Raw genomic sequence first — 22,435 nt, forward strand, 5'->3', positions numbered from 1 at the left:
CCCGGACTCCGCGCCGCACCGCCGCCACCGCGCCCCTACCGGTTCGTCCGCAGCAGCGTACGCATCGTCCGCATCGCCACCGACAGGTTCGCCAGGTCGAACGACTCCGACCCCTGGATCTCCTCCAGCGTGCTGCGCGCCCGCCCCAGGATCGCCGTGTTCTTCGCCTCCCACGTCTTGAACCGCAGCTCCGGCGTGCTCGCCTCGCCCTCCGCCTCCGGCTCCGCCTGGAGCACCGCGGCGGTGAGCAGCGCGTGCGCCGCGTACAGGTCCTCGCGGATCGCCGCGCGGGCCATGGACTGCCACCGGTCGGCCCGCGGCAGCTCCACGATGCGGTCCATCAGCTTGCTGATGTGCAGCCGGTCGCCGAGGTCGTAGTACACCTCCGCGACGTCCAGCGGCTCGTGGCCGGTGCGGTCGGCGACGGCGACGATGTCCAGCGTCGGGAACGCCGCCGAGAACGTGGCGACCCGCTGCGCCAGCTCGGCGGGGACACCGTTGTCGGTCAGCTCGTTCTGGTTGCGCTCGTACCACTCCAGGTCCGTGCCGTGCAGCAGCTTCGGCAGCGCCGCCCAGACCTGCCCGATGCGGTCGCTGAAGAAGTCGATGGTCGCGCCCAGTTGCAGCGGCTGGGGCCGGTTGTTGAGCAGCCAGCGGGTGGCGCGCTCGACCAGCCGGCGCGAGTGCAGCCGGATGCGGGTCTGGACGTCGGCCGCGATGACGTTGTCGAGGGTCTCGACCTCGTCCCAGAAGTCGCCGAGGTGGAAGATCGCGCGGGCCGCGGTGTGCGCCCGTACGATCTCCTCCGTCGAGGCGCCGGTCTCCTCCTTCAGCCGGTGCACGAACGTCGTACCGCCGGTGTTGACCGCGTCGTTGACCAGCACCGTGGTGACGATCTCGCGGCGCAGCGCGTGCGCGCGGATCTGGTCGGGGAAGCGCTCGCGCAGCGGCTGCGGGAAGTACGCGAACAGCAGCCGCTCCAGGTACGGGTCGTCGGGCAGCCCGGTGGCGACCAGGTTCTCCGTGGTGGTGATCTTCGTGTAGCCGAGGAGCACCGCCAGCTCGGGCTGGGTGAGGCCCAGGCCCGCGGCGAGGCGCTCGCGCATCTGCTTCTCGCCGGGCAGGAACTCCAGCTCCCGGTCGAGCGCGCCCTCCTTGCCGAGCTTGCGCATGTACCGGTGGTGGGCCTGGAGCAGGCTGGGGGCCTGCGCGACGGCGTTGGCCAGGGCGGTGTTCTGCGCGTAGTTGTTGCGCAGCACCAGCGCGGCGACCTCGTCGGTCATCTCCCCGAGCAGCCGGTTGCGCTGCTTGACGGTCATGTCGCCGTCCTCGATGACCTGGTTGAGCAGGATCTTGATGTTCACCTCGTGGTCGGACGTGTCCACGCCGGCGCTGTTGTCGATCGCATCGGTGTTGATCTTGCCGCCGCGCCGGTCGGGACCGCCGACGCGGGCGAACTCGATCCGGCCGAGCTGCGTCAGCCCCAGGTTGCCGCCCTCGCCGACGACCCGCGCCCGTACGTCCGCGCCGTCCACCCGGATCGCGTCGTTCGCGCGGTCGCCGACGTCGCTCTGCGCCTCCGCCGAGGACTTCACGTACGTACCGATGCCGCCGTTCCACAGCAGGTCGACCGGCGCCTGGAGGATCGCCTTCATCAGCTCGGCGGGCGTCATCTTCGCGGCGCCCTCGCGGATGCCCAGCGCCCGGCGCATCTTGGCGTTCACCGGGATCGCCTTGGCCTTGCGGGAGAACACCCCGCCGCCGTCGGAGAGCTTGGCCTTGTCGTAGTCCTCCCAGGAGGAGCGCGGCAGCTCGAAGAGCCGGCGCCGCTCGGCGTAGCCGACGGCCGGGTCCGGGTCGGGGTCGACGATGATGTGCCGGTGGTCGAAGGCGGCGATCAGCCGGGTGTGCTCGCTGAGCAGCATCCCGTTGCCGAAGACGTCACCGGACATGTCGCCGATGCCGACGGCGGTGAAGTCCTCCGTCTGGCAGTCCACGCCCAGCTCGCGGAAGTGCCGCTTGACGGACTCCCAGGCGCCGCGGGCGGTGATGCCCATGCCCTTGTGGTCGTAGCCCGCGGAGCCGCCGGAGGCGAAGGCGTCGCCCAGCCAGAAGTCGTAGGAGACGGCGACCTCGTTGGCGATGTCGGAGAAGGTCGCGGTGCCCTTGTCGGCGGCGACGACCAGGTACGTGTCGTCCTCGTCGTGCCGTACGACGTTCTTGGGGTGCACGACCTCGCCGCCGACGAGGTTGTCGGTGATGTCGAGCATGCCGTAGATGAACGTCTTGTAGCAGGCGATGCCCTCGGCCAGCCAGGCGTCGCGGTCCGCCGACGGGTCCGGCAGCCGCTTGCCGACGAACCCGCCCTTGGCGCCGGCGGGCACGATGACGGTGTTCTTCACCTCCTGCGCCTTGACCAGGCCCAGGATCTCGGTGCGGAAGTCCTCGCGCCGGTCGGACCAGCGCAGGCCGCCGCGCGCGACCTTGCCGAAGCGCAGGTGCACGCCCTCGACGCGGGGCGAGTACACCCAGATCTCGTACTCGGGGCGGGGCTCGGGCAGTCCGGGGATGGCCTGCGGGTCGAGCTTCAGCGACAGGTAGGAGTGCCAGCGGCCGTCGTCGCCGGTCTGGAAGTAGTTCGTGCGCAGCGTGGCCTGGATGGCGGTGAGGAAGGAGCGCAGGATGCGGTCCTCGTCGAGGGAGGCCACCTGGTCCAGCGCGCCGTTCAGCTCCTCCAGGATCCCGTCGGTCAGCTCCCGCCCGGCGTGCTGCCGCTCCGGCGCCATGCGCGCCTCGAAGAGGCTCACCAGCAGCCGGGTGGTGTGCACGTTGGTACGGAGGGTGTCCTCCATGTACGCCGGGCTGAACTTCGAGCCGGCCTGGCGCAGATAGCGGGCGTACGCGCGCAGCACCATCGCCTGCCGCCACGTCAGCCCGGCGACGGGCACGAGGGCGTTGAGCCCGTCGTCCTCCGCCTCGCCGTTCCACACCGCGGCGAACGTCTCCTGGAACCGCTCGCGCGCGTCCTCGCCGACCTCCAGGCCGCCGCCGTTCTGCGACGGCGGGAACTGCAGGCCGAAGTCCGAGACCCAGGCGTCGGTGACGCCGGCGCGGCGCAGCACGTACGGCCGCTCCTCGGTGACCTCGACGCCGAGGTTGTGCAGCACGGGCAGCACCCGGGTCAGCGAGAACGGCGCGCCCGCCCCGTAGACCTTCAGCCGGCGCTCGTTGGGCGCGGCGCCCACCGGCTCGTACAGGCTGAGGGCGAACGGGTCGGTGCCGGCCCGGAGCTTCTCGAAGTGCTGGAGGTCGGAGACGGCGGCGCGGGGCGCGAAGTCCTCCTTGTAGCCCTCGGGGAAGGAGCCGGCGTAGCGGTGGCCGAGCTCGGCGGCGCGCTCCTCGCCGAACTCGGCGATCAGCGCCTCGGTGAAGCCGTCGTTCCAGGAGCGGGAGGCCTCGGCGAGGCGGGTTTCGATGCGGTGGACGTCGGTCTCGGTCAGCTCGCGCAGCTCGGTGCCGGGCTGGACGCGGACGACGAAGTGCAGCCGGGACAGCACCGACTCGGTGTTCCAGGCGGTGAAGTCGACGGAGGTGCCGCCGAGCTCCTCCTTGAGGATGTCGATCAGCCGCAGCCGCACGCTGGTGGTGTAGCGGTCGCGGGGCAGGTAGACGAGCGCGGAATAGTAGCGCCCGTACTCCTCCTGGCGCAGGAACAGCCGCAGCCGGCGGCGCTCCTGGAGATACAGCACGCTGATGACGATGGACTGCAGCTCCGCGACGGGGATCTGGAAGAGCTCGTCGCGCGGGTAGGTTTCGAGGATCTGCAGCAGGTCGCGGCCGTCGTGGCTGTGGGGCGTGAAGCCGGCGCGGCTGAGGACCTCGGCGACCTTGCGGCGGACGACGGGCACGCGCCGTACGGACTCGGTGTACGCGGCGGAGGAGAACAGGCCGAGGAAGCGCCGCTCGCCGATGACGTTGCCGTCGGCGTCGAACTTCTTGACGCCGACGTAGTCGAGGTAGGCCGGGCGGTGCACGGTGGCGCGGCTGTTGGCCTTGGTGAGCACCAGCATGCGGTGCTCGCGGGCCTTGGCGCGGACGTCGGCCGGCAGCCGGTGGAAGGACTCGGAGGCGGGCTGCGGTCTGCCGTCGTCCCGGTCGAACGCGGCGTGCGACGGGTCAGCGCGCAGGATGCCGAGGCCGGTGCCGGGAACGGCGGTCAGCTCCTCGCCGTCGTGGTTGACCGTCAGCCGGTACTCGCGGTAGCCGAGGAAGGTGAAGTGGTCGGCGGCGAGCCAGCGCAGCAGCTCCCGCGCCTCCTCCACCTCCTGCGCGGGCATGTCCTCCGGCAGCGGCTCCTCGTCGAGGTCGTCGGCGATGCGCAGGGCGGAGTCGCGCATCTTCTGCCAGTCCTCGACGGACTCGCGGGTGTCGGAGAGCACCCGCAGCAGGTCGGCGGTGATCTGCTTCAGGTCCTGGCGGTCGGACTCGCGGTCGATCTCGACGTGGATCCAGGATTCGATGACGGCGTCGTGCGGCAGGTTTTCGAGGCCGCGGACGTACGGCGGCGAGGCGCTCGGGTCGTGGCCGGCGTCCAGCACCTCCAGCATCTGCCCGGTGACGTCCCGGCGGACGACGATCTGCGGGTGGATCACCAGATGAATGCCGCGTCCCTGACGAGACAGCTCATTGGTGACAGAGTCCACCAAAAACGGCATATCGTCCGTTACTACCTCAACGACGCTGTGGCTGGACGTCCAGCCGTTCTCCTCGACCGTGGGGGTGTGGACGCGCACGTTGGCGGTGCCCTGCGGACGGTTCTGGGCCAGGCGGTAGTGGGAGAGCACGGCGCCGAAGACGTCGACCGGGTCCCGGCCGAGCAGATCCTCGGGCGCGGTATGCAGGTAGTAGCGCTGGAGATACGCGTCGAGAGTCTCCGGAGGCAATCCCCCCTCACCCGTCCCGTCCACCCGCGCGGCGCGCGCGAGCAGCTCGTTCTTGGCTTCAGCCAGCTTGATCTGCATGGTCCTCAGGCTCCTGTCGCGCGCCGTTGCGTGACGGTTCTCGGTGGGCCGGGAGTTCTCCCCGGCCCTGCTGACGAGCGGGCACGGCACCGCGGCCCGGACAGCTCCGGGCCATGGGCGGCATCGTGCCGGAACGGGAAGCGCACCGGTCCGCTTCCGGCCATCATCGGGCGGCGGCACCGGTCTCGCCGATCAGCCGTCCCCCGGTCGGGGTCCCCGGCGCCGACCGACGCCGGGAGGGGCGCCGTGGGGGCCCCGCGGGCCCCGCCTCCGTCGCCCTCATGAGATATCGGGCTGATCACGCCACCAGGCTATCCCCTTGGGGCCAGGCGGCGTCCACGGCCGAATGTGTACAAACGCAGCCCCCGTTCTTTGACGTTCTGCACAGCTTCTCCAGCGTGCGGGACGTCCTTCACCTGGACTAAAGCCTTCCGTATGGCCCGGTTGAGCCCGGTGTTCCGCGAGTGGCGAACGTCACCTCCGGGGGCGCACGGTTACGGGGGCGCGTCCTGGCGCCGGGCGGGCGCCCCGGCCGCCGCTACGCCGCCAGTTCGTCCGCCGCCGCGACCGCCTCCGCGAGGGTGTCCACCACCGGGACGCCCGCCGCCTCCAGGCTCGCCCGGCTGTGCGAACCACCGGTGTACAGCACGGCTCGGACACCCGCGTGCCGCGCGGCCGTGGCGTCGTCCACCGCGTCCCCGATGACGACCGTACGGGACGGGTCTATGCCCTGGAGCGCGCCGAGATGACGCACCATGTGCGTCGCCTTGCCGCCGTCGGACGGGCCGGTGCGGCCGTCGATCCGGACGAAGTGCTCCGCGATGCCGTGCGAGTGCACCATCGGCAGCAGTTGCTCGTGCGGCGCGAGGGAGCACAGCGACTGCGTCTGCCCCGCGGCCCGCCGCTGCGCCAGCAGCTCCGCCGCGCCCTCGGCGAGGGCGGCGCCCTCGGCCCGGGTCCAGTAGTGCCGGTGGAACGCCTCGTCCATGACCTCCCACTCCTCGGACGTCGGCAGCCGGCCCATCAGCCGCTCGTAGAACCGCGGCACCGGGACGCAGTACAGCTCGCGATAGCGCTCCAGCGTGATCGACGGCAGGCCGAGCTCGGCGAAGGAGGCGTTCGTCGCCTCTATCACCGCGTGAATATCGTGAAAGAGCGTTCCGTTCCAGTCCCAGACGAGGTGTGTACGCACACCAGAACGGTAACCGGCGGGTCTGACAACCGGGCCGGAAAGCCGCTCAGCCGACGAGGTTCTCGATCTCCTGTACGCCGTACCAGAGCAGTTCGTGGTCCTCCGCGCCGTCGACCGTGAACCGTGCGTCGTCGTCGCCGGCGTCCGCGGCGCCGAGCGCGGCGACAGCCGCCGCGACGTCCGCCGCCGCGTCGTCGGCGTCCACGTGCACCGCCGCCGCCAGCTTCAGCGGCACGGCCGCCGCAACCCGCACCTCGCCGATCGCGGCGGGGTCCATCCCGCGGTCCGGGTCGGCCGCCGCGGCACCCTCGGGCAGCTCCACCGCGACCACCACGCGGCGCGGCGGGGCGCCGGGGGCGGGGGCGATCGCCAGCAGCCGCAGCGACGCCTGGGCGGCGCGGGTGAGCGCCGCGTACTCCAGCTCTTCGAGGTTGTCCGAGACGTACCACTCGCGCAGCGCCGGCGTCACGGCGTAGGCCACCAGCGGCGCCGGGCCCAGCTCACCGGCCTCGTGCGCCCGGGCCAGGCCGGGCAGGGTCAGGGGGACGTACACGCGCATGGGCGAACTATACGGCCGCGGTCCCCCGTCCGAGTGGGTTGCCCGCGCCGGGGCGACGACACCCCGTGCGACGCCCGAAGCAGGCGTGACGTGACCGGCGGGCGGACACCGGGGTGGTCGGGTCACCTGGATAGGTGAATCCGCGGACGGGCCGCGAGGAGGACGGGGGGCGTTGCGGCCGGCGCGGGGCGCCGGTAGACCTTCGGGCATCGCGAACCACACGCATCACGGGGGTGACAGCGTGACGACCACACACACCCGGCCGACACAGCGACCGGACCACGACCCGGAGCAGCCGCCGCACGAACGGCCCCACGACACGGCACACGAACCGACCCCGCCCACGGCGGAACACCCGCCGCCCGACACCCAGCACGTCCCCGCCCAGGACACCCCATACGAACCGGCCCCTGACACCGCAGCCGGCCCACCACACGACCCCGCGGGCGCTTCGCCCCCCGACCCCGCGCACGGGCCGGCAGCCGGCCCCGCCCGCGAGCCCGCGTACGAGCCGGACCCCGCGTACAGGCCGGCGCGCGGGACGCCCCGGCGGGCCCCGGCCCGCCCGCGCCGGCGGCCCCGCGGCCGTACCGCCCCGCCGAACCGGCGTGACACCCGCCGCCCCGCGCGGCGCCCGCCCGGGGAGCCGCGCCCGCACGAGTGGTTCGCCGAACGGCTGGTGCTCGCGCTCAGCGGGCAGCGGCCGATGCACTGGCTGCTGGGCCACACCGTCGGCCCCGCGTACGACCAGCTCGCCGCTTTCGCCGACGAACTGCCGCTCCGCGGCGGCCCCCGCCCGCAGTTACGCGCGTGCGGCTACTGCCGCCCGGCACCCGACGTCATCGAGGCGTTCGCGCGCGTCGCCGTGGGCGACCGGCTGCGGGCACTGGCCTTCCGCCTGGAGCTGGGCCCCGACCACCGCTGGCGCTGCGCCGCCGTCGAGGTGGACCCGGGCCCGGGGCACGGCCGCGCATGAAGCCGGTACGCGGGCCGGCGAAGGCCCCCGGCGCCGGCACGGACGGGCGCCGGCACAGGCGCTCTCGCCGAGCGGGCCGCAGCGGGGCCGGTGGGCCGCCCCGGGCGCGTGCGGCCCGGCGGCCCGCTGCCGCCCTACTTCTTGCGGCGCTTGCCCTTCCCGCCGCCCTTCTGGGCCCGCCGGCGCTCCGCCCGCGTGCGGCCGTCGCCCGAGCCGCCGCCCGCCGCGGCCTGCGCGCCGTCGGTGGCCAGCTCGCCCTCCGCGACACCGCCCTCCGCGGTGGGAGCGGAGAAGTGCAGCCGGTCGGGGCGCTGCGGCTGGTCCAGGCCCTTGGCGTGGATCGCCGGGGCGGGCACCGCGTCCTGCGGCGCGGCGGCGGGCGCCGCGTCCTGCACCGGAACCTCCTCGACCTGCTGCTCGACCTGGACCTCCAGGTTGAACAGGTAGCCGACGGACTCCTCCTTGATGCCGTCCATCATGGCGTTGAACATGTCGAAGCCCTCGCGCTGGAACTCCACCAGCGGGTCCTTCTGCGCCATCGCGCGCAACTGGATGCCCTCCTGGAGGTAGTCCATCTCGTAGAGGTGCTCACGCCACTTGCGGTCCAGCACCGACAGCACGACCCGGCGCTCCAGCTCCCGCATGATCTCCGGGCCGAGCTGCTCCTCGCGCTTTCCGTACTGCGTGCGGACGTCCTCCTTGACCATGTCCTCGATGAACTCGGGGGTGATGCCCGCGCGGTCGCCCGCGGCCTCCTCCAGCTCCTCGATCGTCACGGAGACGGGGTAGAGCTGCTTGAAGGCCCGCCACAGCCGGTCCAGGTCCCACTCCTCGGCGAAGCCCTCGACGGTCTCGGCCTGGATGTAGGCGTCGATGGTGTCGTCCATGAAGTGGCGCACCTGCTCGTGCAGGTCCTCGCCCTCCAGCACCCGCTTGCGCTCGCCGTAGATGACCTCGCGCTGGCGGTTCATGACCTCGTCGTACTTCAGGACGTTCTTGCGCGTCTCGAAGTTCTGCTGCTCGACCTGCGACTGGGCGGAGGCGATGGCCCGGGTGACCATCTTGTTCTCGATCGGCACGTCGTCGGGCACGTTGGCCATCGACATGACGCGCTCCACGAGCTGCGCCTTGAACAGCCGCATCAGGTCGTCGCCGAGGGAGAGGTAGAAGCGGGACTCGCCGGGGTCGCCCTGGCGGCCGGAGCGACCGCGGAGCTGGTTGTCGATGCGCCGCGACTCGTGCCGCTCGGTGCCCAGCACGTACAGCCCGCCGAGGTCCTTGACCTCCTCGTACTCGGTCTTGACCGCCGCCTCCGCCTTCTCCAGCGCGGCGGGCAGGCCCGCCGCCCACTGCTCGGCGTGCTCGACCGGGTCCAGGCCCTGCTGGCGCAGGTCGGCCTCGGCGAGGTCCTCGGGGTTGCCGCCGAGCTTGATGTCGGTGCCGCGGCCGGCCATGTTCGTGGCGACGGTGATCGCGCCGCGGCGGCCGGCCTGCGCGACGATCACGGCCTCCCGGTCGTGCTGCTTGGCGTTGAGCACCTCGTGCGGCACGCCGCGCTTGCTGAGCTGCTGCGAGAGGTACTCGGACTTCTCCACCGAGGTCGTGCCGACCAGCACCGGCTGGCCCTTCTCGTACTTCTCCGAGATGTCGTCCACGACGGCGGAGAACTTCGCCTCCTCCGTGCGGTAGATCAGGTCGGACTGGTCCATGCGCGCCAGCGGCCGGTTGGTCGGGATGGGCACCACGCCGAGCTTGTAGATCTGCTGGAACTCGGCGGCCTCGGTCATGGCCGTACCGGTCATGCCGGCGAGGCCCGGCAGCTCGTTGCCGTCGCGGTCCTCGCGCTTGTAGAGCCGGAAGAAGTTCTGCAGGGTGATCGTGGCGAGCGTCTGGTTCTCGTCCTTGATGTCGACGCCCTCTTTGGCCTCGATCGCCTGGTGCATGCCCTCGTTGTAGCGGCGGCCGGCGAGGATACGGCCCGTGTGCTCATCGACGATCATGACTTCGCCGTTCATGACGACGTAGTCCTTGTCCTTCTTGAACAGCTCCTTGGCCTTGATGGCGTTGTTCAGATAGCCGACCAGCGGGGTGTTCACCGACTCGTAGAGGTTGTCGATGCCCAGGTAGTTCTCCACCTTGGCGACGCCCGCCTCATGGATGGCGACGGTCCGCTTCTTCTCGTCCACGTCGTAGTCGCCGGTCTCCTGCTTGCCCAGGCGCGGGTCGCCCGCCTCGCCCTTGGACAGCCGGGTGACGAGCTTGGCGAAGTCGGCGTACCACTTGGTGGCCTGGTCGGCGGGGCCGGAGATGATCAGCGGCGTACGGGCCTCGTCGATGAGGATCGAGTCGACCTCGTCGACGATCGCGAAGTTGTGGCCGCGCTGCACCAGCTCGTCCTTCGACCACGCCATGTTGTCGCGCAGGTAGTCGAAGCCGAACTCGTTGTTCGTCCCGTAAGTGATGTCGCACTTGTACTGCTCGCGGCGCTGCGCCGGCGGCATGTTCGCGAGGATGCAGCCGACCGTGAGGCCGAGGAAGCGGTGGACGCGGCCCATCCACTCGGAGTCGCGCTGCGCGAGGTAGTCGTTGACCGTGACGATGTGCACGCCCTTGCCGGAGATCGCGTTGAGGTACGCGGGCAGGGTGCCGACCAGGGTCTTGCCCTCGCCCGTCTTCATCTCGGCCACGTAGCCCTCGTGCAGCGCCGCGCCACCCATGATCTGGACGTCGTAGTGCCGCTCGCCGAGGATCCGGCTGGCCGCCTCGCGTACGGTGGCGAACGCCTCGGGCATGATGTCGTCGAGGGACTCGCCGTCCTCGTACCGCTGCTTGTACTCCTCGGTCAGTGCGCGCAGCTCGGCATCGGAGAGGTTCTTGAAGTCCTCTTCGATGGAGTTGACCTGGTCCGCGATGCGGTTGAGCTTGCGCAGGATCTTTCCTTCTCCTGCGCGCATGATCTTTCCGAAGACGGACACTTTGGGCTGGCTCCTTGCCGGTCGGGCCTGGCACGGTCGGGTGCGCTGGTGCGGCCCCTGTCCTCTGGGGCTCCTCTCGGGCCTCGCGGAGCCCACGGCCGCACCGGCCATCGTATGCGAGGACGCGGGCGTCCCGGGAGGTCCAGCCCAGGGACGTTAGGTGCCGTCACCGTACGTGTCAACGTACGAGCGCCGCGGAAAGTGCCGCACGGGCCGCGAGGGGCCGCCGCGACGAGGGCCGGCCGCCGGGGCGGAGCGGGGGTGGAGGGGTCTAAAAGCCATGGCGGGGCGGGTGGCGCAGGCGGAGAATCCGTGGATGGAACCCGTCACGCTCGACACCGACAGGCTGCTGCTGCGGCCCATGGAAGCCGGCGACATCGGCGCTGTCCTGACCGCCTGCCAGGACCCCGACATCCAGCGCTGGACGCGCGTGCCCTCGCCGTACGGGCGCGCGCACGCGGAGGACTTCGTCCTCAAGGTCGGCCCGGCGGGCTGGCGCGAGGACACCATGTACAGCTTCGGCGCCTTCACCCGCGACGGCGGGGCGCTGGTGGGCTCGGTGGGGCTCGTCGGCTTCACGCCGTCGCGGCATGCGGAGCGGGTCGCGGAGCTGGGGTACTGGACGGCGCCGGAGCAGCGGCGGCGCGGGTATACGGCGGAGGCGGTGGCGGCCGTGGCGCGGTGGGCGTTCACGGACGTGGGCACGGACCGGCTGGAGTGGTTCGCCGAGGTGGGCAACGAACCGTCGCGGGCGGTGGCGCTGCGGGCGGGGTTCACGATGGAGGGCACGCTGCGCTCGTGGTTCGTCAACCACGGCACGCGGCGCGACGCCTGGGTGGGCTCGCTGCTGCCCTCGGACCTGGGCCTGGAGTCGCGGCTGCCGTATCTGCCGGCGCCATCGGCGCCATCGGCGCCATCGCGGTGAGTGTCCGACGGCGCACGGAGTGTCCAACTGTGCTGCTGGCGCCCTCAGCCCGGTAAGCGGACAATCTTCCCCATGGACCCGATCACGCTGGTCACCGACCGCCTGCTGCTGCGCCCCGCGGAGCCCGGCGACGTCGATGCCGTCCTGGCCGCCTGCCAGGACCCCGCCATCCAGCGCTGGCTGCCGGTCCCGTCGCCGTACGAGCGGGAGCACGCGGAGGAATACGTCCTGAAGATCATCCCGTCGGGCTGGCGCGAGGACCGGCAGTACGACCTGGTCCTCACCGAGCTGGAGAGCGGCGCGCTGGTGGGCTCGGCGGGCGTGGGCCGCACGGCCCGGCCCGAGGAGCGCGTCCGCTCGGTCGGCTTCTGGACCGCCCCCGGGCACCGCGGGCAGGGGTATGCGGGGGAGGCGGTGGCGGCGCTGGCGCGGTGGGCGTTCACGGAGCTGGGCGCGGACCGGCTGGAGTGGCTGGCACAGGTGGGGAACGAGGGATCGCGGTCGGTGGCGCGCAAGGCCGGCTTCACGATGGAGGGTGTGCTGCGCTCCCGGCTCATCCACCAGGGCGTGCGGCGGGACGCCTGGGTGGCGTCGCTGCTGCCCTCGGACCTGGGCCTGGCCCCCCAGGTGCCGTACGGGACGGGGACGGCGCGGGGACGGGACACGGCGGGCTGACGACGGGCCGCGCCGCCGGCAGGCAGCCGGACCGGGCGGCGGACCGGGGCGGCGGGCCGGGGTGTCAGAGGCAGGCTTTACGCTCGCCGGCATGACCACGAAAGTGTCTCTCTCCGCCGACGACGCCCGCCGTATCGCCCTGCGCGCCCAGGGGCTGCTCGGCGCGCCCGACCGCCGCGGCGGTGCCCGCGGTGTGCTGCGGCGGCTGGGCGCGGTGCAGTTGGACACGATCTCGGTGCTCGCCCGGTCGCACGAGCTGGTGCCGTACGCACGCCTGGGCGCGATCGGCCGCGAGGCGGTGGAGTCGGCGTACTGGTCGGGCACCGCCGCTTTTGAGTACTGGTCGCACGCCGCCTGCGTCCTGCCCATCGAGGAGTGGCCGCTGTTCGCCTTCCGCCGCCGGGAGCGCCGCGCCCGCGGCTACCGCTGGCATCAACTGCAGGACCCGGCCGGCTCCCGCGCCGCCGTCGTGGACCGGCTGCGCGCGGACGGCCCGCTGACGTCCACGGACCTGGGCGGGGCGAAGAACGGCGGCCCGTGGTGGGACTGGTCGGAGACGAAGATCGCGGTGGAGACGCTGCTGGACGCCGGCGAGGTGGTCGTCGCGGCCCGGCGCGGCTGGAAGCGGGTGTACGACCTGGCGGAGCGCGCCGTTCCGGACGCCCTGTTCCACGACGACCTGGCGGACGAGGAGTGCCTGCGCCGGCTGGTCACCCAGGCGGGCCGGGCCATCGGCGTGGGCACGCGCGCGGACCTGGCTGATTATCACCGTCTCAAAGGGGAGCAGGTCGCCGCCGTCGTGGGGGAGACGGAGCTGGTCGAGGTGGAGGTCGAGGGCTGGGGCAAGCCGGCGTGGGCCGACCCGGAGGCGCTGGCAGACGCCCCGCGGGGGCGGCACCGGACGACGCTGCTCTCCCCGTTCGACTCCCTGATCTGGGACCGCCCACGCACGGAGCGGATCTTCGGGCTGACGCACCGGCTGGAGGCGTACGTGCCGAAACCCAAGCGGATACACGGGTATTTCGCCATGCCGGTGCTCGCCGGCGGCCGGCTCGTCGGCCGGGTCGACCCGGCGCGCGAGGGGAGCACGCTCGTCGCCCGCCAGGTGACGCTGGGTGCCGACCGGCCAAACGGCGTGACGCCGGCGAAGGCCGTGGAACCCACGGCGGCGGCGCTGGCGGAGGCGGCGAGCTGGGTCGGGGCGCAGGCGGTGCGAGTGGAGCGGGTCAGCCCGCCGGAGCTGCACACGCCGCTGGCGCGGGCGGCGGAGAAAGCACTGGCCGCGGGCTGACGACCGGCCCCGGGGCCCGCGGCACGGCGCGTGCGGGCCGGCCTCCGGGCCCGCCACGGCGCCCGGAGGCGTCAGCGGATTTCGAGGATCTTCTCGCGCATCGCGTAGACGACGGCTTCCATCCGGGAGTGCAACTGCAGCTTCTCCAGGATGTTGCGCACGTGGTTCTTCACCGTGTTCTCGCTGATGAACAGCTCTTTCGCGATGTCGCGGTTGTTCATCCCGGTGGCCACGAGCTTGAGCACCTCAAGCTCCCGGTCGGTCAGCCGCGGCGCCGGCACGAGGCGCCGCTCGTCGGTGCGCTGGATCATCGACTTGAACTCGGTCAGCAGCTTCGACGCCATCGACGGGCTGATCTGCGACTGCCCGTCCGCCACGGCGCGGATCGCGGTGGAGACCTCGTCGGTGGAGATCTCCTTCAACAGGTAGCCGGTCGCGCCGGCCTTGATCGCGTCGTAGAGGTCGGCTTCCTCGTCGCTGATCGTCAGCATGATGATCTTCGCGCTGGGAGCGACTTCCTTGATGGCCGTGCACGCCTCGATGCCGCTGCGCCGGGGCATCCGGATGTCCATCAGCACGATGTCGGGAAGGAGGTCGGCGGCCTTGTCCACGGCCTCGGCGCCGTCGCCGGCCTCACCGACGACCTGAATGTCCTCCTCCTGCGCGAGGACGATCTCCAAGCCGCGGCGGAAGAGCTCATGGTCGTCCACGACGAGGACGCGGATCGGCTCCTCCCGGGGACCGACCGCCGCCTTCGGCTCACCAGCTCCGCTCAGCTCGAACTCCGCCACGCTTGCCCCCAGGCACCGACATTGCCGTGCGCGCACATGATTCCACGATCGGGCGGCGGGGTGACGCCCCCGCCGCCCGCCTACCGTCGCCTTTCAGCCGCCCAAGGCACCCCCCGCACCGTCGGGCAGCGACGCCTCGATCAGATAGGGGTCGAGGTGGATCACGCCATAGTCATACGCGTGCCTGCGGTAGACAACGCTGGGCAGCTTCTTGTCGGAGTCGACGAACAGATAGAAGTCGTGCCCGACGAGTTCCATCTCGTAGAGCGCCTGGTCCAGGGACATCGGCGCGGCGGCGTGGGTCTTCTCCCGCACCACGAGCGGGCCCTCGCCATCCACCTCCAGCGGGCCCCGGCGATGCGGCCGAGAGCCGTTCTGCCGTGCCTCGTTCTCCCCCGCCGTCTCCATGGACGGGGTCGTCAGCTCCCCCTCGTCGGTGAGCTGCGCCGCGTGCGCGACGATCTCGCCCACCTCCGCGGCGGTGCGGCGGTCCCGGCCGGGCCGCCTCGTCTTGCGCTTGTCGTGCTGCTTGCGCAGCCTCGCCTCCAGTTTGGCCGTCGCCAGGTCCAGGGCTGTGTACGGGTCGGCCGCAGCCGCCTCGGCGCGCACCACGGGCCCCCGGGAGTGCACTGTGATCTCCACCCGGTCGCAGCGGTCGGCCAGCCGCGGGTTGTGCTCCTTGGACACCTCGACGTCGAGGCTGATCACCTTGCCGTCGAACTTCTGGATCTTGTCCAGCTTCAGCTTCTCGGCCACATGCCGACGAAACCGCTCGGGAACTTCGGTCTTGCGGCCCTTGACGACGATGTCCACGCAGAACTCCGTTCTGGAACGGCTCCGCGTACCGCTGAGCTGACGGGCGAAGCCGGTCCCTTGGTGCGCTGGGGCCCCGGTCGTGCCGGAGCCTCCGGTTTCTCTGCCGCCGGCCCCTCCCGCGGGAGGACCGGCCTTCACCTCCTCCTCCCCTACCGACAAGATCGACACCCCATCGGTTCCAGCGGATTCGCCTCTCCGCTGTCCCCGCAGCCTCCTCACAATCGAACATAGCTCGCCTGAGATGCTGCGGCACCCCCTGAGGCGACAGCGGACCGGTCAGGTCCTTATACCTCCTTTCTACCTGCGGAAACGTAAGATTGCAGTCAAGGGAGCGCACATGCCTGGCCCTCTTCGAACGCGTCGCGCGGCGCGGCCACCACGGCCGCCGCGAGCGGGCCCCGGTTTCCTGCCGCGCGCACTGCCCGCGCCGCCTCGGCGAGCGAGGCGCCGGTCGTCAGCACGTCGTCCACGAGCACGACCCGGCACCCGGGGGCACCGAGCCGCAAGGCACCGCCGCGGACCGCCTCCAGCGCCCCGAAAACGTTCCGCTGCCGCGCCGCGGCGCTCAGCCCCGCCTGGTCCGCCACCGCCCGCCGCTGCCGCAGCACCGGCAGCAGCTCCACCCGTATCCCGCCCCGCCGCAGCCGCTCCGCGGCCACGCGCGCGATTCGCCGCACCGGATCGTGCCCCCGGCGCCCCACGGCCCTCCGCGCCGACGGCACCGGCACGAGCACCACCCGCTCGCCACCGGCCCCGCACCCCCGCGCCCCGCCACGCCGCCCGGCCCGGACCCCCGCCGCCAGGGCCGCGCCCAGCGGGCCGGCCAGGCGCAGCGCACCCCGCTCCTTGTGCGCCAGCAGCGCCGACCGCGCCGCGCCCGCATACGCCACCGCCGCGTACACCGCGGGCAGCCCCGCCGGCCGCGGCCGGGGCACCACGCGCCGCACCGCCCCCGCCGTCAGCTCCGCCGCGCACCCCGCGCACAGCGCCTCCGCGCCCCGGCCGGCCCCGCATCCCGCGCAGCCGGCCGGCAGCATCAGCCCCGCCAGTTCCCGCCCTGTCCCCCGCATACGTCCACCATGCCCGCCCCCACCGGCTCCCGCGACCCCTGTGGACAACCCCCCGCTTGTGGACAACCCGGCAGCACCGCCCCGCGGCCCCCCGCCCCGGGCTGCCCCGGGTCTGTCCGGCTACCCCGGATACACCGGTGCCGTGCCCCGCTCTCCGCCCTCCACGGCCTTCCAGTACGCGTTCTGCGGCAGCCGCACGATTCCGTCCTCCGTCGCCGCCGCCAGCGGCTTCATCCCGTCCTCCGTCGCCGCCACCGCCGTCACCCCGGTCAGCCCCTGCCCCAGCTCCGCCGCCGGCGGCACCGACCCGTCCGTCGACACCAGCCGCATCTGCTGCACGCCCTCGGACTCCCGCCCCACGACCAGCAGCCGGGTCTCGCCCGCCCACGACACGGCCCGCACCTCCTCCAGCGCCCCCGTGTCGCGCAACTGCACCACCACCGGCACACCGTCCTTCACCGACACCGCCCCCAGCACCAGCCGGCTCTCCGACCCCTCGCTGACGACCAGCGCGATCCGCGCCCCCTCCGCCGACATCCGCAGCGCCTCGATCCGCCCGTCAAGACCCGTGACGTCGATACGCACCGGCTCCCCGGCACCGCCCGCCATCCAGTACAGCCGCGACTCCCCGCCGACCCGGTCCGCCACCCACAGATCGCCGAGCCCGTCCCAGCTCGCCGCCGTGAGCCCGTCGCCGTGCTCGGCCTGCGCCTCGGTGGCATCGCTGGTCATCAGCGGCTCCCCCAGCTCCGAGGACTCGTCCAGCGACGACACGTACAGCGCGCGCCCCGTGGCCGTGACACCGGCCGCCTTCTTCTCCGAACGCGCCACCGCCGCCGAGCCGAACGCCGGCTTGCCGTCGCCGAGCGGGCTGATCACCGTCGCCGGCCCGGCCTCACCCTCGGCCGGCCCGGCTGACGTCCGCACCAGCCGGTTCTTCTCGTCGATGAAGTACAGGGAAGAGGGCTGGCGTGCCAGCCGGTCCGGTGCATAGTGCTCGCCCGCCGACGCGCTCAGGTCGCACATCTTGGTGTCCCTGGCCGTCAGCAGCTCCACGTTGTCGACACGCACGCCCTCCTGGCTCTCCGCGGTGTGCAGCACCTGCGCCGCCATCCGCTCACACGTGTGCAGCCCCGGCTTGGTCTCCAGCGCAAGCCGCACCCGCAGCGTGCCCTCCTCGTTGACCGCCAGCCGCTGGTTACTCGCCAGCCTGGTGCCCTCCGGGAACGTCGTCTGCGTCACCGAGCCGATCAACCCGCCCGGCCCGTCGAGCAGCGTGCTCACCGCGTCCGTCACGGGATCGATCCGCCGCCGTACGAACACGGGGTCGGCCACCAGCGTGTCCTTGCTGCGCGCCGTGAAGTGGTACGTACTGGCCGACTGGAAGGTCCGCTCGAAGTCCGCCCGGCTGATCACCAGCCCCCGCGGCGGATCCACGATCCGCCACTGCCCCGACTTGGTCTTCGACAGCTCGATGTTCCGGCTGTACGGGCGCTCATCCGGCGTATACGTGCCCGCTTCGTTGAGCCACGCGACCTTGTTGCCGCGCAGTTGGACGACCGACGTGGTCATCTTGTCGCCGTTCACCGGCTTGGGCCCGGCCGGTGACAGCAGCGTCATCTCGGGGGCCTCGGCGAGCACCGTCGTCTCGCCGGGAGTCCACGTGCGCGCGTTCTTCGTCAGGTACGCCTTGGCGACAGTGGCGTAGTCGTCGCTGCGCAGGGCCTCCAGGAAGTCGGACACGATGCGCTCCGGCCGGGCACCGGGCTCCGGCCGCTCCGCGTACGTACGCGCGCGTGGATCCTCACGCTGCTCCGACGGCGGCACCTGGTGCACGCCCCCGCTGTCCGGCATGGACGCGCAGCCCACGAGGAGCAGGAAGCCGCCCAGCAGCGCGGCGGTGGCGTACCGGCGCGTACGGGCCGAAGAGCGGCGCCGGTACGGATCCGGGGTACGGGCCCCCGCCCGGCTCCCCCGCCCGCGCACCGCCTGCGTCCCTTCCGTACGCCTAGACGCGACCACCGCGCTCCCCCTCGCCGCCGACCTCACTCGGGACCTCACCGCCGCCCTCGCCCCCCTCAGGCACGCCCTCGGACCCGCTCCCGGACCCATCCTCGCCCCCGCCGGCCGGCGCCTCGTCCGCCGCCCCCGTGTACCCGCTGACCCGCCGCCCGCTGCCCGGCAGCGCCGTCGGATCCGCCTCCGCCCGCGCCGCGGGCCGCGGCGCCGCCGCCCGCGCGGCGGCGGCCGTCCCACGCCCGCCCTGCGCCGGTACGGTCCCCAGCAGCTCACCGCCCGCCGACCCGCCGGCCGGCGCCACACTCACCGCACCCGGCTCCGGCGCCTTCCGGGCCGCCCGCCGCGCTCGCGAATCGTCCGGCTCCAGCGGCACCGGCGAGCCGTGCAGCGGCTCCCCGCCCGTCCGCGGCAGCGTCAGCCGGAACTGCGACCCGCCGCCCGGCTCACCCCACGCCTGCAGCCAGCCGCCGTGCAGCCGGGCGTCCTCCAGGGAGATCGACAGCCCCAGCCCCGTCCCTCCCGTGGTACGGGCACGGGCCGGATCGGCACGCCAGAAGCGGTTGAACACCCGCGTCGCCTCGCCGGGCTTCAGCCCCACGCCGTAGTCGCGCACGGCCACCGCCACGGCGCTCTCCGACGCACCGAGCCGTACGACGACATCGCGGCCCTCGCCGTGCTCCACGGCGTTGACGACCAGATTGCGCAGCACCCGCTCCACGCGCCGCGCGTCGACCTCCGCGATCACCGGCTGCTCGTCGCCCCGGACGAGCAGCCGCCCGCCCTTGGCGTCCGCCAGCATCTGCGCCCCGCCCACGACGCGCCGCACGAGCTCCCGCAGGTCGACGGGCTCCGCGTCCAGCGCCGCGGCGCCCGCGTCGAAGCGGCTGATCTCCAGCAGGTCGGAGAGCAGCGACTCGAACCGGTCCAACTGGTCGAGCAGCAGCTCCGCGGAGCGGGCGGTCACCGGATCGAAGTCCTCGCGCGCCTCATGGATGACGTCCGCGGCCATACGCACCGTCGTCAGCGGGGTGCGCAGCTCGTGCGAGACGTCGGAGACGAAGCGGCGCTGCATCCGCGACAGATCCTCAAGCTGCTGGATCTTCACCTGAAGGTTCTGCGCCATCTTGTTGAACGACTGGCCCAGCCGCGCGATGTCGTCCTCGCCGCTGACCTTCATCCGCTCCTGGAGCCGCCCCGCCGCCAGCCGCTCGGCGATGCCGGCGGCCATCCGCACGGGCGTGACGACCTGCCGTACGACGAGCCAGGCGATGGCGCCGAGCAGCACCACCACGAACACCCCGGCCGTCGCCAGCGTGCCCTTCACCAGGCTCAGCGTCTTCTCCTCCTGCGTGAAGGGAAACACGAAGTAGAGCTGGTACGGATTGTTGTTCGGGTCGTTCAGCCGCTTGCCGATGATCAGCGACGGCTCGCTCTCGTCCGAGCCCCGCTTCCAGACGCGCGCGTACTGCTCGTAGATCCCGGAACCGCCGCCGCGGTCCACCTTCTCCCGCAGGTCGTCCGGGATGCTGTCCACCGACGTGTCGTCCGAGACGAGCGAGCCGCGCGGGTTGTCGGACGAGCCGCTGGCCTCGTTGTTCACGCTGGAGCTCATCACCAGTACGGACACCACGCCCTGCCCGCTGCCCATGAGCTGCTCCACGAGGGCCGCCCGCCACTCCGCGGAGTTCACGGACGCCGTCGCCTCACTGCCGCTGCCGGGCTCCTCCGAAGCGCCCCGTATCTCCGCCTGCGCGAACCCGCTCTGCGCCTGCCCGTGCGCGGCACCGAGCTTCGCCTCCAGCAGGCCGTTGCGGACCTGCCCGATGACGACGATGCCGAGCAGCACGACGACGCCCAGCGACATCAGCAGCGTGGTGGCGACCACCCGCAACTGGATGTTCCGCCGGTACAGCTTCGTCGCAATGTGCAACGGGCGGCGTACCCAGCGCACGCACAGCCGGACAAACGGCTGCACCGGCCCACCGGGCACGCCCTCCCGCGGCAGCACGCGGAACACGTCAGCTCGGTCCCGCCTTGTAGCCGACGCCGCGGACGGTCACCACGATCTCCGGCTTCTCCGGGTCCTTCTCCACCTTCGAGCGCAGCCGCTGCACGTGGACGTTGACCAGGCGCGTGTCGGCGGCGTGCCGATAGCCCCAGACCTGCTCCAGCAGCACCTCGCGCGTGAACACCTGCCACGGCTTGCGCGCCAGCGCCACCAGCAGGTCGAACTCCAGCGGCGTCAGCGCGATCGGCTCACCGCCGCGCTTCACCGAGTGCCCGGCGACGTCGATCACCAGATCGCCGATCGCCAACTGCTCCGGCACCGGCTCCTCCGACCGGCGCAGCCGGGCCCGGATACGGGCCACCAGCTCCTTGGGCTTGAACGGCTTGACGATGTAGTCGTCGGCTCCGGATTCCAGGCCCACGACAACGTCCACGGTGTCGCTCTTCGCCGTCAGCATGACGATCGGCACACCTGACTCCGCCCTGATCAGGCGGCAGACCTCGATACCGTCCCTGCCGGGCAGCATGAGGTCGAGAAGCACCAGGTCGGGCTTCGATTCGCGAAATGCGGCAAACGCCTTGTCACCGTCCGAAACAAATGACGGCTCGAAGCCCTCTCCGCGCAACACGATGCCGAGCATCTCGGCCAGTGCGGTGTCGTCATCGACGACGAGAACGCGTCCCTTCATGTCGACATCATCCCATTTACACATCCCATACAGAGAATCCCGTGTCCCAGGTCACGTTTCGGCCCCGGCCGAAACGCACCTCTTCCCCAGACGATCACCCACGGTCACCGCACAACCAGCTCCGTGAGCGAATCCCCCGATACCGGCGAAGCCACCCCACGCTCCGTGACCAGAGCCGTCACCAGCTCCGGCGGGGTGACGTCGAACGCCGGGTTGTACGCCTGCGTACCCGCAGGTGCTACCGCGTACGCCAGCGCAGCCCGCCCCGGGCCGGAACCGGCGGGACGCGGCACGGAGAACTCCGTGACCTCACCCCCGGCCCGCTGCTCCACCTCGATGGCCGAGCCGTCCGGCGTGCCGAAGTCCACCGTGGTGGTCGGCGCGACGACAACGAACGGAACCCGATGGTAGCGGGCGAGCACCGCCAGCGGATACGTCCCGACCTTGTTGGCCACCGACCCGTCCGCGGCTATCCGGTCGGCGCCCAAGACCACCGCGTCCACCTGCCCGTTCGCGAACAGCGACCCGGCCGCGTTGTCCGTCAGAAGGGTGTACGGCACACCCGCCCGCCCCGCCTCGTACGCGGTCAGCCGGGCCCCCTGCAACAGCGGGCGCGTCTCGTCCACCCACAGCCGCCGCAGCTCCCCGGCCCGGTGCGCCGCCAGCACCACGGCCAGCGCCGTCCCCTCACCGCCGGACACCAGCGCCCCGGTGTTGCAGTGCGTCAGCACCCGGTAACCGCCACGGGGTATCAGCTCGCGAAGCAGCCCCAGCCCGTGCTCCGCCATCCGCGCACTGGCCCGCGCATCGTCGCCGTGCAAGCGCCGGGCCTCAGCAAGCGCGGCACGGGCCGCCCCGACACCCCCGTCCCCGGCCTCCACAGCAGCTCGGAAAGCGCCCTGCGCCTTCCGCACGCCGTACGCCAGATTGACGGCGGTCGGCCGCGCCCCGGCAAGCAGATCGGCGGCCTGGTCGACGTCATCCCCCCGCACGGCCGCCAAGGCAACGCCGTACGCCCCGGCGATACCGAGCAACGGGGCACCTCGCACGGCAAGCGTCTGAATCGCACGCACCAACGCCGGCACATCGCCACAGACCAACTCCGCCTCCTCGGCGGGCAGTCGCGTCTGATCCAGCAGCACCACGGCGGGAGCGCCCCCGCTGTCCGCCGGCTCATCCCAGCGAAGAACGGCAATCTTCTCGGCCATTACCCCAGTCTGCAAGGCCCCCGGAAATGACTCAACCCCTAGTGTCTTGTGATCCGGTTCATGTCACCTGAAGGTCTTTGACTCGTTGGACACTGCGTGAATCTCTCTTCAGAACAGGCCGCAGAATTGCGGACGTTGGTGGCGGACCGGCACGTGACGGCGGATGTGGCCCTGCGAGCCCGGATCGTGTTGTGGGCGGGCGAGGGCCGCCGCCGCAAGGA

General features: G+C 72.1%; 15 protein-coding genes. 4 read left to right on the forward strand and 11 right to left on the reverse strand.

Features of this window, described 5'->3' with window-relative positions:
- Positions 1-35 precede the first annotated feature (35 nt).
- From B124_RS02940 to B124_RS02950, 3 genes are all read right to left on the reverse strand, one after another.
- Positions 36-5,021 carry an NAD-glutamate dehydrogenase gene (locus B124_RS02940; protein ID WP_496501005.1) on the reverse strand — a complete coding sequence of 1,662 codons (4,986 nt, stop codon included), beginning with the start codon at positions 5,019-5,021 and terminating at the stop codon, positions 36-38.
- A 538-nt stretch (positions 5,022-5,559) separates the two neighbouring features.
- Positions 5,560-6,213: an HAD family hydrolase gene (locus B124_RS02945; protein WP_496501006.1), complete on the reverse strand. Its 654-nt coding sequence runs from the start codon at positions 6,211-6,213 to the stop codon at positions 5,560-5,562.
- Between the two features lie 46 nt (positions 6,214-6,259).
- Positions 6,260-6,772 (reverse strand): DUF6912 family protein, encoded by a 513-nt coding sequence (locus B124_RS02950; RefSeq protein ID WP_496501007.1) that lies wholly within the window; start codon positions 6,770-6,772, stop codon positions 6,260-6,262.
- Between the two features lie 241 nt (positions 6,773-7,013).
- Between B124_RS02950 and B124_RS02955 the strand changes: the two genes are divergently transcribed.
- Positions 7,014-7,748, forward strand: coding sequence for an Rv3235 family protein (locus B124_RS02955; RefSeq protein ID WP_496501008.1), 735 nt, complete (start codon positions 7,014-7,016; stop codon positions 7,746-7,748).
- Between the two features lie 134 nt (positions 7,749-7,882).
- Here B124_RS02955 and secA read toward each other — a convergent pair whose 3' ends face one another.
- The gene (gene secA / locus B124_RS02960; RefSeq protein ID WP_496501009.1) at positions 7,883-10,723 is read right to left on the reverse strand and encodes a preprotein translocase subunit SecA; all 2,841 of its coding nucleotides are present in this window, start codon (positions 10,721-10,723) and stop codon (positions 7,883-7,885) included.
- A gap of 316 nt (positions 10,724-11,039) precedes the next feature.
- Here secA and B124_RS02965 point away from each other — a divergent pair, with 316 nt between their 5' ends.
- From B124_RS02965 to B124_RS02975, 3 genes are all read left to right on the forward strand, one after another.
- Positions 11,040-11,648: a GNAT family N-acetyltransferase gene (locus B124_RS02965; protein ID WP_496501010.1), complete on the forward strand. Its 609-nt coding sequence runs from the start codon at positions 11,040-11,042 to the stop codon at positions 11,646-11,648.
- A gap of 72 nt (positions 11,649-11,720) precedes the next feature.
- Positions 11,721-12,323, forward strand: coding sequence for a GNAT family N-acetyltransferase (locus B124_RS02970; RefSeq protein WP_496501011.1), 603 nt, complete (start codon positions 11,721-11,723; stop codon positions 12,321-12,323).
- A gap of 91 nt (positions 12,324-12,414) precedes the next feature.
- Positions 12,415-13,614 carry a winged helix-turn-helix domain-containing protein gene (locus tag B124_RS02975; protein WP_496501012.1) on the forward strand — a complete coding sequence of 400 codons (1,200 nt, stop codon included), beginning with the start codon at positions 12,415-12,417 and terminating at the stop codon, positions 13,612-13,614.
- Positions 13,615-13,685: 71 nt separating this feature from the next.
- Here B124_RS02975 and B124_RS02980 read toward each other — a convergent pair whose 3' ends face one another.
- The 7 genes from B124_RS02980 to mtnA all read right to left on the reverse strand — a co-directional run bounded on the left by B124_RS02980 (position 13,686) and on the right by mtnA (position 22,214).
- On the reverse strand, positions 13,686-14,405 hold the full coding sequence (locus B124_RS02980) for a response regulator (protein WP_496501013.1): 720 nt from the start codon (positions 14,403-14,405) through the stop codon (positions 13,686-13,688).
- Positions 14,406-14,498: 93 nt separating this feature from the next.
- Positions 14,499-15,218, reverse strand: coding sequence for a ribosome hibernation-promoting factor, HPF/YfiA family (gene hpf / locus B124_RS02985; protein WP_496501014.1), 720 nt, complete (start codon positions 15,216-15,218; stop codon positions 14,499-14,501).
- 326 nt (positions 15,219-15,544) lie between these two features.
- Positions 15,545-16,291 (reverse strand): ComF family protein, encoded by a 747-nt coding sequence (locus tag B124_RS02990; protein ID WP_496501015.1) that lies wholly within the window; start codon positions 16,289-16,291, stop codon positions 15,545-15,547.
- Positions 16,292-16,411: 120 nt separating this feature from the next.
- The gene (locus B124_RS02995) at positions 16,412-18,313 is read right to left on the reverse strand and encodes an LpqB family beta-propeller domain-containing protein (RefSeq protein ID WP_496501016.1); all 1,902 of its coding nucleotides are present in this window, start codon (positions 18,311-18,313) and stop codon (positions 16,412-16,414) included.
- On the reverse strand, positions 18,300-20,327 hold the full coding sequence (gene mtrB, locus B124_RS03000; protein ID WP_496501017.1) for an MtrAB system histidine kinase MtrB: 2,028 nt from the start codon (positions 20,325-20,327) through the stop codon (positions 18,300-18,302). Before mtrB ends, B124_RS02995 begins: the two co-directional genes overlap by 14 nt.
- 1 nt (position 20,328) lies before the next feature.
- Positions 20,329-21,006, reverse strand: a complete 678-nt coding sequence (gene mtrA / locus B124_RS03005) for a two-component system response regulator MtrA (protein WP_496501018.1) — start codon at positions 21,004-21,006, stop codon at positions 20,329-20,331.
- A 104-nt stretch (positions 21,007-21,110) separates the two neighbouring features.
- Positions 21,111-22,214 carry an S-methyl-5-thioribose-1-phosphate isomerase gene (gene mtnA / locus B124_RS03010; protein WP_496501019.1) on the reverse strand — a complete coding sequence of 368 codons (1,104 nt, stop codon included), beginning with the start codon at positions 22,212-22,214 and terminating at the stop codon, positions 21,111-21,113.
- Positions 22,215-22,435: the final 221 nt, after the last annotated feature.

This window comes from Streptomyces sp. CNP082 (genome assembly GCF_059570535.1).

What these genes read in the sequence shown, in the direction of transcription:
- B124_RS02940 (WP_496501005.1), bottom strand. Translation starts at nt 5,021, where the DNA reads ATGCAGATCAAGCTGGCTGAAGCCAAGAACGAGCTGCTCGCGCGCGCC.
- B124_RS02950 (WP_496501007.1), bottom strand. Translation starts at nt 6,772, where the DNA reads ATGCGCGTGTACGTCCCCCTGACCCTGCCCGGCCTGGCCCGGGCGCAC.
- B124_RS02965 (WP_496501010.1), top strand. Translation starts at nt 11,040, where the DNA reads ATGGAACCCGTCACGCTCGACACCGACAGGCTGCTGCTGCGGCCCATG.
- B124_RS02970 (WP_496501011.1), top strand. Translation starts at nt 11,721, where the DNA reads ATGGACCCGATCACGCTGGTCACCGACCGCCTGCTGCTGCGCCCCGCG.
- B124_RS02975 (WP_496501012.1), top strand. Translation starts at nt 12,415, where the DNA reads ATGACCACGAAAGTGTCTCTCTCCGCCGACGACGCCCGCCGTATCGCC.
- B124_RS02990 (WP_496501015.1), bottom strand. Translation starts at nt 16,291, where the DNA reads ATGCGGGGGACAGGGCGGGAACTGGCGGGGCTGATGCTGCCGGCCGGC.
- mtrA (WP_496501018.1), bottom strand. Translation starts at nt 21,006, where the DNA reads ATGAAGGGACGCGTTCTCGTCGTCGATGACGACACCGCACTGGCCGAG.
- mtnA (WP_496501019.1), bottom strand. Translation starts at nt 22,214, where the DNA reads ATGGCCGAGAAGATTGCCGTTCTTCGCTGGGATGAGCCGGCGGACAGC.